This window comes from Synechococcus sp. R60.1 (assembly GCF_047461835.1).
Classification (GTDB): domain Bacteria; phylum Cyanobacteriota; class Cyanobacteriia; order Thermostichales; family Thermostichaceae; genus Thermostichus.
On sequence record NZ_JANSIA010000110.1, the window covers coordinates 1 to 8,960 of the forward strand.

At 58.0% G+C, this 8,960-nt stretch carries 13 protein-coding genes and 1 tRNA gene; 8 read left to right on the top strand and 6 right to left on the bottom strand.

Annotated elements, in window-relative coordinates; translation table 11 throughout:
* The first annotated feature begins 66 nt into the window (after nucleotides 1-66).
* Nucleotides 67-786, top strand: coding sequence for a Uma2 family endonuclease (locus tag NW834_RS12495; RefSeq protein WP_414418854.1), 720 nt, complete (start codon nucleotides 67-69; stop codon nucleotides 784-786).
* Between the two features lie 43 nt (nucleotides 787-829).
* Here the strand turns inward: NW834_RS12495 and NW834_RS12500 are convergent, their stop codons facing one another.
* Nucleotides 830-1,306 carry an urease accessory protein UreE gene (locus tag NW834_RS12500; protein WP_414418855.1) on the bottom strand — a complete coding sequence of 159 codons (477 nt, stop codon included), beginning with the start codon at nucleotides 1,304-1,306 and terminating at the stop codon, nucleotides 830-832.
* Nucleotides 1,303-1,641 (bottom strand): hypothetical protein, encoded by a 339-nt coding sequence (locus NW834_RS12505; protein ID WP_414342402.1) that lies wholly within the window; start codon nucleotides 1,639-1,641, stop codon nucleotides 1,303-1,305. The genes NW834_RS12500 and NW834_RS12505 overlap by 4 nt, the downstream gene beginning before the upstream one ends.
* Nucleotides 1,642-1,683: 42 nt before the next feature.
* On the opposite strand from NW834_RS12505, the gene NW834_RS12510 reads away from it, so the two are divergent.
* The 3 genes from NW834_RS12510 to NW834_RS12520 all read left to right on the top strand — a co-directional run bounded on the left by NW834_RS12510 (nucleotide 1,684) and on the right by NW834_RS12520 (nucleotide 3,799).
* Entirely contained in the window at nucleotides 1,684-2,010 is a 327-nt protein-coding gene (locus tag NW834_RS12510; RefSeq protein ID WP_011433607.1) for a phasin family protein, read from the top strand.
* A gap of 107 nt (nucleotides 2,011-2,117) precedes the next feature.
* Entirely contained in the window at nucleotides 2,118-2,720 is a 603-nt protein-coding gene (leuD, locus tag NW834_RS12515; protein WP_414342404.1) for a 3-isopropylmalate dehydratase small subunit, read from the top strand.
* Nucleotides 2,717-3,799, top strand: coding sequence for an SAM-dependent methyltransferase (locus NW834_RS12520; protein WP_414418856.1), 1,083 nt, complete (start codon nucleotides 2,717-2,719; stop codon nucleotides 3,797-3,799). Before leuD ends, NW834_RS12520 begins: the two co-directional genes overlap by 4 nt.
* Here the strand turns inward: NW834_RS12520 and NW834_RS12525 are convergent.
* Nucleotides 3,775-3,969 carry a hypothetical protein gene (locus tag NW834_RS12525; RefSeq protein ID WP_414418857.1) on the bottom strand — a complete coding sequence of 65 codons (195 nt, stop codon included), beginning with the start codon at nucleotides 3,967-3,969 and terminating at the stop codon, nucleotides 3,775-3,777. The genes NW834_RS12520 and NW834_RS12525 overlap by 25 nt on opposite strands.
* A 139-nt stretch (nucleotides 3,970-4,108) precedes the next feature.
* On the opposite strand from NW834_RS12525, the gene NW834_RS12530 reads away from it, so the two are divergent.
* The 3 genes from NW834_RS12530 (at nucleotide 4,109) to NW834_RS12540 (ending at nucleotide 5,019) form a co-directional block, all read left to right on the top strand.
* On the top strand, nucleotides 4,109-4,348 hold the full coding sequence (locus tag NW834_RS12530; protein WP_011433611.1) for a hypothetical protein: 240 nt from the start codon (nucleotides 4,109-4,111) through the stop codon (nucleotides 4,346-4,348).
* Nucleotides 4,349-4,433: 85 nt separating this feature from the next.
* The gene (locus NW834_RS12535) at nucleotides 4,434-4,847 is read left to right on the top strand and encodes an NfeD family protein (protein WP_414407407.1); all 414 of its coding nucleotides are present in this window, start codon (nucleotides 4,434-4,436) and stop codon (nucleotides 4,845-4,847) included.
* Nucleotides 4,848-4,945: 98 nt separating this feature from the next.
* Nucleotides 4,946-5,019, top strand: a tRNA-Pro gene (locus NW834_RS12540).
* 181 nt (nucleotides 5,020-5,200) lie between these two features.
* Here the strand turns inward: NW834_RS12540 and NW834_RS12545 are convergent.
* The 3 genes from NW834_RS12545 to NW834_RS12555 form a co-directional block, all read right to left on the bottom strand.
* Nucleotides 5,201-5,440 (bottom strand): hypothetical protein, encoded by a 240-nt coding sequence (locus NW834_RS12545; protein WP_414418858.1) that lies wholly within the window; start codon nucleotides 5,438-5,440, stop codon nucleotides 5,201-5,203.
* Nucleotides 5,441-5,590: 150 nt separating this feature from the next.
* Nucleotides 5,591-7,216 carry a TM0106 family RecB-like putative nuclease gene (locus tag NW834_RS12550; protein ID WP_414418859.1) on the bottom strand — a complete coding sequence of 542 codons (1,626 nt, stop codon included), beginning with the start codon at nucleotides 7,214-7,216 and terminating at the stop codon, nucleotides 5,591-5,593.
* A 60-nt stretch (nucleotides 7,217-7,276) separates the two neighbouring features.
* The gene (locus NW834_RS12555) at nucleotides 7,277-7,555 is read right to left on the bottom strand and encodes a hypothetical protein (protein WP_011431115.1); all 279 of its coding nucleotides are present in this window, start codon (nucleotides 7,553-7,555) and stop codon (nucleotides 7,277-7,279) included.
* A 442-nt stretch (nucleotides 7,556-7,997) separates the two neighbouring features.
* On the opposite strand from NW834_RS12555, the gene NW834_RS12560 reads away from it, so the two are divergent.
* A complete protein-coding gene (locus NW834_RS12560; RefSeq protein WP_414418860.1) occupies nucleotides 7,998-8,846 on the top strand; it encodes an ABC transporter ATP-binding protein in 849 nt (282 codons plus the stop codon).
* Nucleotides 8,847-8,960: the final 114 nt, after the last annotated feature.

An 8,960-nucleotide genomic window follows, 5' to 3' on the forward strand; every position in this document is an offset into this window, starting at 1 on the left:
TTTGGAAACAAACAGAATGCTATCGCTGCATAGTTGAACAGTGATGTTCAGCAGTGTTCAGCGTAAATGTATCAGCTGGTCATGAGCGTCAGTAGCCCTTCCTTCCGTGAACTGCCCATCTTAGAAAGCGGCGATCGTCTCACCCGCGATGAGTTTGAACGGCGCTATCAAGCCATGCCTCAGCTCAAAAAAGCCGAGCTGATTGAGGGAATTGTTTACGTGGCATCTCCCCTCAGATATCGCCGACATGGCAGACCACACAGCCACATCATGGCCTGGCTGGGAGTTTATGAAGCAGCAACGCCGGGGGTTGAGTCGGCGGGCAATCCAACCGTTCGCCTGGACTTGGACAATGAGCCGCAGCCAGATGCCATATTGCGGATGCACGAATCTTGTGGGGGACAGTCCCGCATTAGCGAGGATGACTACATTGAGGGTGCACCGGAGCTGATTGTGGAGATTGCCGCCAGCACAGCTTCCTACGACCTGCATGATAAGCTGCGGGCCTACCGGCGCAACGGCGTGCGGGAATATCTGGTCTGGCTAACCCAAGAGCAAGCCTTTCGCTGGTATGTCTTCCAGAATGGAGAGTACGTGCAGCAACAGCCCAATGAGTTGGGCGTTTTGTACAGTCGGGTGTTTCCAGGGTTGTGGTTAGCCGTGGACGCGCTGCTGACGGGCAACATGCAGCAGGTGTTGGGTGTGCTGCAAAGGGGAATTGAGTCGGAGGAACACCGAGAGTTTGCAGCGCGGTTGGCAACCCGAGGAGCAGAGGGTGGGGCCTAGGCCATAGGTCTGAGGGACGGGTTTGTGCTCAGAAAGGCCCAGGTTAATGGCTGTGGGCCAACAGGTTGGGCTCGAAGACAGCCATCTCCAACCGAAACGGGATCCCCATGTGGGCCAGCCAGTCCTGCAGCGGATCATCGGCCAGCGCCAGGATCTGCCCTTGGGGGGAAACGTGGGCCGGACGGTGCCAGTTGCCCAGTTGATGAATCACTTGGCCCATCTGGATGGGGTTTTCAGGTTGAATCAAGAGCACCGGTTCGGGTTGGGCTCTGACCCGAATGTGTCGCTGCGCATCCGCATAGAGCAGATCCCCATCGTGAAGATGGGTGCCGCGGGGCAGCATCAGCTGGATCTCGGTGCCCCAGTCGCTCACCAGCCGTTGCCGGGATCGCTGGCGGTCGTGCCAAGTGAGGGCAACCACTTCCAAGTGGCCGGGGATCCCCTCTGGCGGCTCGTCCAGCAGTTGCGTCACCGTAATGGCCGCGGGCTCCTCTCCCGCAGCATGGGCATCTTCGCTCATGTTAGGGACTCCAGATACTGGCTGAGGTCTTCTTGAAGGCGAGAGAACTCCACCTCAGTGGAAAAGCGCAGCCCTTCCGTTTTCACAGTAACCAAGACCTTGGCTGCGTGGGGGCCAGCCCAGATGTTGGGGTTGCAGAACATCTCCAAGCTGAAATCTTCAGTAGGGTAACGAAACTCAACCGGCTCCTGAGGCTGCTGTCGGGAACGGATCTTGAGTCGCTCCAAGAGGATTTGCAGAGCCTTGTGCCATTGTTGTGCCGCCTCAGGCGAAAGGGAGAAACTGGCCGAGCCGGTTGCGAAGTTGAGGGCAAACTGAGGAAAATGGGTAGTCATGGAGGCCCGTACCGTTCGCGAAGCGTCCTTTGGAGGGCAGCATTGGACAACAACAGTATCTTACGTCAGCTCTTGCTAATGGGCGTGGGCACAACCACTCTGCTGGCAGAACAGTTGAGAAAGGCTGCCGACGACTTGGTGCAGAAGGGGCAGCTCAACCCAGAAGAGGCATCCAATGTCATCAACAACCTGCTCAACCAGGTGAAGGCCGAGCAGAGTAACTTTGAATCCTACGTTCAGCGGCAGGTGCGCAACGTCCTGCAGGATCTGGGCGTGCCCCGCCAATCGGAAATGGACGAGCTGCGGGGGCGGCTGGATCGGCTGGAGCGGCAGGTGCGCAATTTGGAGAATCAGGTTTACCGCCGGTAGCCGAGCCAAGCCTTCCCCTTTTGCCGGCTTTCCTTTGCCGTTGGGCAGGGTTTTGCCGAACGTTGCGATACCCTGAAGTCCTCTCTGGGAGAATTCATCAAGTTCCCATGTCAAGCGAAGTTTTGACCGTCACAGGCCGAGGGATCCCCCTGCTGGGCAACGACATCGACACCGATCGGATTATCCCGGCCCGCTTTTTGAAGTGCGTCACCTTCGACGGCTTGGGCCAGCACGTGTTTGCCGACGACCGCGCCCAGGATCCCGGCCAACACCCCTTCGATCAACCCCAGTACCAGGGAGCCCAGATCCTCGTGGTCAATGCCAATTTTGGCTGTGGCTCCAGCCGGGAGCATGCCCCCCAAGCGCTGGCCAAATGGGGGATCCGCGCCCTCATTGGCGAAAGCTTTGCCGAGATCTTCTTCGGCAACTGCTTGGCTCTAGGGATCCCTTGTGTTACGGCACCCCCGGCTGTGATTCAAGCCCTGCAGAAGGCGGTGGCGGAAAATCCCCAGCTCCAGTTGACGCTGGATCTGCCCAACAAACAGGTGCGCTGGGAGGCAAATACCGCTGCTGTGGAGATCCCCCAGGGAGCCTGGCAAATGCTGGTGCAGGGCACCTGGGACGCCACAGGACAACTGCTGGCCGCCCAAGCCCAGATTCAGCAAGTAGCCGCTTCTTTACCCTACGTGCGTTGGCAGCGAGCCCGTTGAGCAATCCTCTCCCCCCTGATACCCATACATGGCTGGGCAGTGCTGACCCAGATTTTCTGGATTTGGCGATCCGGGAGATAGAAGCTGCGGATCCAGAGGCTGCCGTGCAGCGGCTAAAGGAAGCACCTGGCTTGGTATGGGTGTGCAGCCAACGCTCATTTGCTGACCTGGCTGAGGCTTGGCAAGCTGACCCGCCCATTTTTTTACGCCACATCTGCCCCATTCACCAAGAACGGCGGCTGGCCGAGGGATCCTTAGTTGAATTGCGCCTTGATGGGGAAATGTTGGCAGCCATTGACCCCGCCCTCAGCTTTTCGGTTCAGACGCGCCTGTTTGGAGAGCCGGCTCTCAAGCCCTTCCAGGTCAATGAAACCCTGGCCGAACAGGTGATGGCAGCGGTGGGATCCCCCCTGCAGGTCAAAGACCCACAGCAGGTGATCTCGGTGGTGATCCTGGCTCAACCGATGGGCATTCGCGCTTGGCTGGGCCTATCCTTGGCTGCCCAGAACCTCTCCAACTGGGCCGGTGGGATCCATCGCTTTCGGCGGGATCCAGAGCAAATCAGCCGCTCCGAGTTTAAGCTGCTGGAGGCCATCCAGGTGTTTCAGATTCCCTTGGTGCCGGGGGGACAGGCTCTGGATCTGGGGGCAGCACCGGGGGGATGGTCGCGCATTTTGCGCCTATATGGCCAGCAGGTCACGGCAGTGGATCCGGGGGACTTGCACGAGCGCCTCAGCCAAGATCCGGGGATCCGCCACCATCGCCTCAGCGCCCAAGCCTACTTGGCTCGTGGCCCAGGCCGGTTTCACCTCATCCTCAACGACATGCGGATGGATGGCCCGGCTTCTGCCCGCCTGATGGTGGCTTTTGCCCCCCATCTGCAGCCACAGGGGAGAGCTGTGATGACCCTGAAGCTACCCCACCAACACCGCCTGCGGGTGCTGCGGCAAAGTCTGGAGATTTTGGGTAGTGCCTTCCCCCTGGTGAGAGCCCGCCACCTGTTTCACAATCGCAGCGAAGTCACCCTCTACTTGCAACAGGGGATCCCTGCCCCTCAATCTGCCGTTTCCACCACCTGAATCTCCCGACGGAGCACCATTTCGCGAATGGACTCCAGCAAGCCTATCTCTTCGGGGGAGATTTTGCCGTCCGACCGGATGGCGCTGACGATTTGATCCACCTCTGTGCGGGTGAGCTTTTTGTCTTCCAGCGCTCGATCCACCAGCGCTTGCAATTGCGAAAACTCCATAAGGCTCCTCTTGCTTGAACAGGTCTTGTCGCCTCATCTCCTCATCCAAGCTACCCGCCCTGACCCAAATCTCCTGCAAGCGCAAGATTCTCTTCAGGTATCCTAAAGAAAACGTGAAACCCACCGAGAGGAAGACATCATGGCTGGCCCGGATCCCAGGAGCACTGCGCACGATTGCGCCACCCTCTGTCGAGATGGCTGTGTCTTGGGAGAGGACTGCCCCCACCGAGAGGCGGCTCGCCAAGCCGTGGCCTTTGTCATGAGCACCGACTGGGAGACCTTGATGCGGATCGCCGAATCCAAGAACCTGCCCAAAAGCTCCCCTCAGGAAGAGATGGATCCCCTGCAGTTTTTGGAGAATTACCGCTTGGGCGGGTAAGCCCCAACTGAGTCTTCTCAAGGGATCCCCGCTAAGGATCCAGGGGTTTTGAGCCATACTGAATTTGGTGGGATCCCTGGATTCTATGGTTTGGCCTTGGATCATCATCGGGTTAGTCCTCATTTCTGCCGAATTGTTTTTGCCAGAATTGGTTGCCGGCTCGGTGGGGCTGGCGGCGCTCTTGGCGGGGCTTTTGGCTTATTTGGGGCTGCCGATCTGGGTACAATTTGCCAGCTGGATTGGGGCATCGGTGGTGTTGATTATCCTCAGCCGCCGTCTGGTGCCCCATGGATCGGTTCAGGTAGAGGAATCTCGCGAGGCGCGGGCAATCACCACCATTCCGCCGGGCGAACGGGGGCGGGTTTCTTATCTGGGTTCCACCTGGAACGCCAAGTGCAGCATCCCCAACCTAGAAATCCAAGCCGGGCAGGAGCTCTACGTGGTGGAGCGACAGGGAAATACCCTCATTGTCATGCCGGCCAAGATGCTCAAGTCCTGACCTGGACAAATGTTTGTTTCCCTTGTTGCCTTGAGCGAGGGATCCCTGCTTAGGGGTGCATCAGAGGCGGGGATCTGGCATAATCACAAAAGCTAAGCCGGGATGTAGCGCAGCTTGGTAGCGCATCTGCTTTGGGAGCAGAGGGCCGCAGGTTCAAATCCTGTCATCCCGATCCTGCCTGCACCAAGAACAGAGCCATTCGCGTTCTTGGCCGATAGCTTCGCGCTTATCCAGGGCCCCAAAATCTTCCCATTGATGTTGCTAACTGCTAAAGCGGGCGTCTATTGGTGGAGGCGCAGTCTTTGTCTTGAAGGCGCGAGAAGCAAACTCTTCGATGCCATCGAATGGGTGGGTCAGGCAGCCAAGCGGGATCCCTTGTAGCCAGGCTGAGGGAAAAAAGAAGCAAGCACAAAAAAGGCAGGGTTGACTTGCCCCTGCCGAGAAGATCGAGAGTTGAGAGCCTGCTCTCCTTGTCGCAATCGTTGCATCAAGGCGCGGTTCCGTTTGTCCAGTTGGCGCTTACGTGCCGATCCCCCACGACCGCGACGGTTTCTGCCCTGATGGCGAGGAGATTCATGAGATTTCAACAGCATGGGATTCCCCTGATAAACTAAACACAAACAGTCCTGCCTGATTCTAAACGAAACCTCAGCAACTGGCCACAAGACTGGCGGCGCAAGCTGCGGCATTTGCGGCTGGGGATAGGCCGTCTTTGTCAATTTATTCGCATCAATTTATTCGCATCATTCGGCATGGAGGACTCCTTGGGACAGCCAGTCTTTTAGGCGGTGGGTAGCCCGGCAGTCATCCTCGTTGTAGATAAGCGAGTGCTCCAAATATCTGCGCTCCCGAGTTTCCAGCCATTGGCTATACCAATAAATGGACTGGGCGCCATTGGCATCAGGCAGACGCCACTGAAACCCCAACCAGCGGGCGATGTTTTTCAGGGAATAGCTCTCGATCGGCAGCACCACCGAGCGTTGCACCCAGGCCTGTAAATCCACAAAGCGCTGCAACAACTGCCGCAGCTGTCGGGGATCCGTGCGGTATTGCTCCCCCAGCCGTCGGCAGGTCTGCACTTCAAAGCCGTGAAAGTGGTAGATGGGAGCGTCAGGATAGCGTTGTGCCAGTTGCAAGAATTGCTCCCAAGCTTGCCTTTCTTCCCGCGGGTCGGCGGCCAGGCAACTGTGATAGCTCGCAACCTTTTTCCCCTCGGCTTGCTCCACCACCAGCAGGCCCAGCAGATAGGCGACGTTGTGGCGGGGATCCGCCTCGATATCGAAGTACAGCTCTACGGGTGTGGTGGGCAGGGTTTGCGGGGGGGATTGAATCCAGAGAGGCTGCCGGCTGAGGGTGGCACGGGCTTGCAGCTGCAGTTGCAGGGCCACGCCGGATCCCAACTTGGGAATGGCTTGCAACCTATCCAACTGAGCGTTGGCCAGGGCTTCAATCGAGTGGATCCCCGCCTCCTGCAAAAGGGGATAGCGGGATCCCGTTACGCCCGGCAGCAGGCTGAGGGGTTGAGCGGTGGCGTTCAACTGGCGACAATGCTCCCGCCAGTGGCAAAGATGGCAGCGGCTGCGGGCCATGAACACCTGCGGTGGTTCCGGCTGGTTGAGGGAGTGCAGGTACTCCTGCAGCAATTGCCGCACCTGTGCTCGTCGGCGGCTCAGGTGGACGGGGTGCCACTTCCCATCTTTCAGGATCAAAATGCCCCGCTTGGGAACGTTTCCCTGCAGGGATCCGAGCAACTCTGCCTGCAAAGCCAGCAACAATTCGTATTCCGGTTTGGGGCGTTTGCCGATACGAATATGAACCGGCAGGTAAGAGGATCGGGCGGCGTGGCGACTTCTGCCAACGAGAGCGGGATCCCGAATCAGCAGATCCAGGGAGCTGCTCACCCAAACTGAACGTCCCTCTGGAACAGCTTCAGGCGGCAACGCAAGAGCGGGCACTATCTCGCAGTCTTCTGGGGCAGGGATGGGATCCCTTGGAGAGGAGGAGTGAGGGACAGGTTCAGAAGCAAGCTGCAACAGCTCTGCCTCAGCAGTACAGTTGAGATCTTCCTGCGGTTGCCAAAATAGCTCTGCGGCAATCCGTCCGCCGTAGATCCGCTCCGCCCCGTCGGCCATGGCTGCCAAGAGAGCTTCATTGCCCGGCGCAACCCGTTCTCCGGGGAATCGCTCAAACACAGCGGCTGCCAGGGCTTGGCGATCCCGCCGCCATTGCTCCAGCAGGTTGTCCGGCGGCAGCTTGGCCTCTTGAGGGCCAAAGCGATCCAGGTAAGGCAAGCGTCGGCAACGAAAGAAAGCAAGCAGCTCCTCAGCCTCAACAGAACCCTGTCCTGCTGCTGCAACCTGGCACTCCAACGGTGGAAAACCTCAGCTCTGCTGCCATTGTGGCACGCCCCCAGGTTGCCCTCTGATCCTTCAAGACTTGGGATCCTGAGCGGGCAGGAGATGGGCGATGATCCGCTCAATCGTCTCAGATTGGCGACGAGCTGTATCGGCTTGCTGTTGACATATTGCCTTTAACTCTCCCAGCCAAGTGCTCTGCTCCTGGGATATCAGCACCTGTTGTTGAACAATGGCTTTCAGATGGGTCAGGTCATCCTTGACGAAGCTGACGGTCTCGGCCAAGGTCAACACAGCCCCAACCAGGCGATCCAGCCGGAAGTCAATTTGGTCGAACCGGTCTTTGCTCTGCATTTTCCTTACATTGGTTAGTAGAGGTTATCGGTGGGCGCTGAAGGGAAGTCACTTCACCAAGAAAAAGCCCCAAGCCGAACAGTCAGCCCGCTCAAGCTTGTGTCTTTATTGTTACCCATACGTACAAATACAGCACTAGCCATTTAGCACAACTTCCCCTATCTGCTGTACGCTCATGCCCTGCCCTGCGGACGCAACTCACTCTTCAGGTGCAATGTATGCTATTTGCAGAGCTTAGAGAAAAACCACAGGGAACGAGATCACAGCCACGGAAGACTTGAAGGGATAGCATAAACTACTGCCAAGGGCAGGGATCCCTGATAAGACCTGCAGCTTGCTGACACGGCTGGCGTATGCTGGAGAATAAAGATTTCTTTACACTTTACCGGAGCGGACTGTGACAGCTCTTTCGACGGCCCCAACCTTGCCCCAAACCAAGACGGTGGCGGTGGAAATGCAGGGGGTGTGGAAACGCTTTGGGCAGCAGGTTGCCGTTCAGGATTTGAGCCTGCAGATCTCGCAGGGGGAAGTGTTTGCCCTGTTGGGGCCCAACGGCGCCGGCAAATCCACCACCATCCGCATGCTTACTAGCCTTACCCGACCCAGCCAGGGATCCATCCGGGTGGGGGGGTATGACGTGGTGCGGGATCCGGTGGCGGTGCGGCAGCAAATTGGCGTAGTTCTGCAGCCTATCACCCTAGAGGCAGAGCTGACCGTTTGGGAAAACCTGGAGTTCCACGGGCGTATGCACCACATCCCTAACCCAGAGCGGCAACGGCGCATCGATGAATGGCTGGAGTATGTGCGGCTGGCGGATCGCCGGCAAGACAAAGTGAAAACCCTCTCAGGGGGAATGAAACGACGCTTGCAGGTGGCCAGGGCGTTACTGCATCGCCCCCAGATTTTGTTTTTGGACGAGCCCACCGTCGGGTTGGATCCCCAGGCGCGGCGGCTGTTGTGGGAGATCTTGCGGGATCTCAATCGGCAGGGCATGACCTTGCTGATTACCACCCACTACATGGAGGAGGCAGAAGAGCTGTGCGACCGCATCGGCATCATGGATGGGGGAAGGTTGATCGAGTTGGGCAGCACCGAGCAATTGCGGGCTAAGTACGGAGAGGCTCTGTTGGTGCGCTCCTGTCCTGGCCGGGAGGTGGAGTACACCTTTTTCCCCAGCTTGGCGGAAGCTCAGCGGCAGTTGGAAGCTGAACCTGACAAAACCGGCCTCATGGTGCGCCCGGCCAACTTAGAAGACATTTTTGTGCGTTTGACAGGCCGCCGCTTGGATTAACGGGCCCTCACCCCTGGCCCCTCTCCCAACGTGAAGAGGGGAGCATGACTCTAGTCAATAATAAGCTCAACTATACTGAAAATAATGTATAATATGTTCAGTACGGATTACTAC

What these genes read in the sequence shown, in the direction of transcription:
- NW834_RS12495 (WP_414418854.1), top strand. Translation starts at nt 67, where the DNA reads ATGTATCAGCTGGTCATGAGCGTCAGTAGCCCTTCCTTCCGTGAACTG.
- NW834_RS12500 (WP_414418855.1), bottom strand. Translation starts at nt 1,306, where the DNA reads ATGAGCGAAGATGCCCATGCTGCGGGAGAGGAGCCCGCGGCCATTACG.
- NW834_RS12505 (WP_414342402.1), bottom strand. Translation starts at nt 1,641, where the DNA reads ATGACTACCCATTTTCCTCAGTTTGCCCTCAACTTCGCAACCGGCTCG.
- leuD (WP_414342404.1), top strand. Translation starts at nt 2,118, where the DNA reads ATGTCAAGCGAAGTTTTGACCGTCACAGGCCGAGGGATCCCCCTGCTG.
- NW834_RS12525 (WP_414418857.1), bottom strand. Translation starts at nt 3,969, where the DNA reads ATGGAGTTTTCGCAATTGCAAGCGCTGGTGGATCGAGCGCTGGAAGAC.
- NW834_RS12530 (WP_011433611.1), top strand. Translation starts at nt 4,109, where the DNA reads ATGGCTGGCCCGGATCCCAGGAGCACTGCGCACGATTGCGCCACCCTC.
- NW834_RS12535 (WP_414407407.1), top strand. Translation starts at nt 4,434, where the DNA reads ATGGTTTGGCCTTGGATCATCATCGGGTTAGTCCTCATTTCTGCCGAA.
- NW834_RS12545 (WP_414418858.1), bottom strand. Translation starts at nt 5,440, where the DNA reads ATGCTGTTGAAATCTCATGAATCTCCTCGCCATCAGGGCAGAAACCGT.
- NW834_RS12555 (WP_011431115.1), bottom strand. Translation starts at nt 7,555, where the DNA reads ATGCAGAGCAAAGACCGGTTCGACCAAATTGACTTCCGGCTGGATCGC.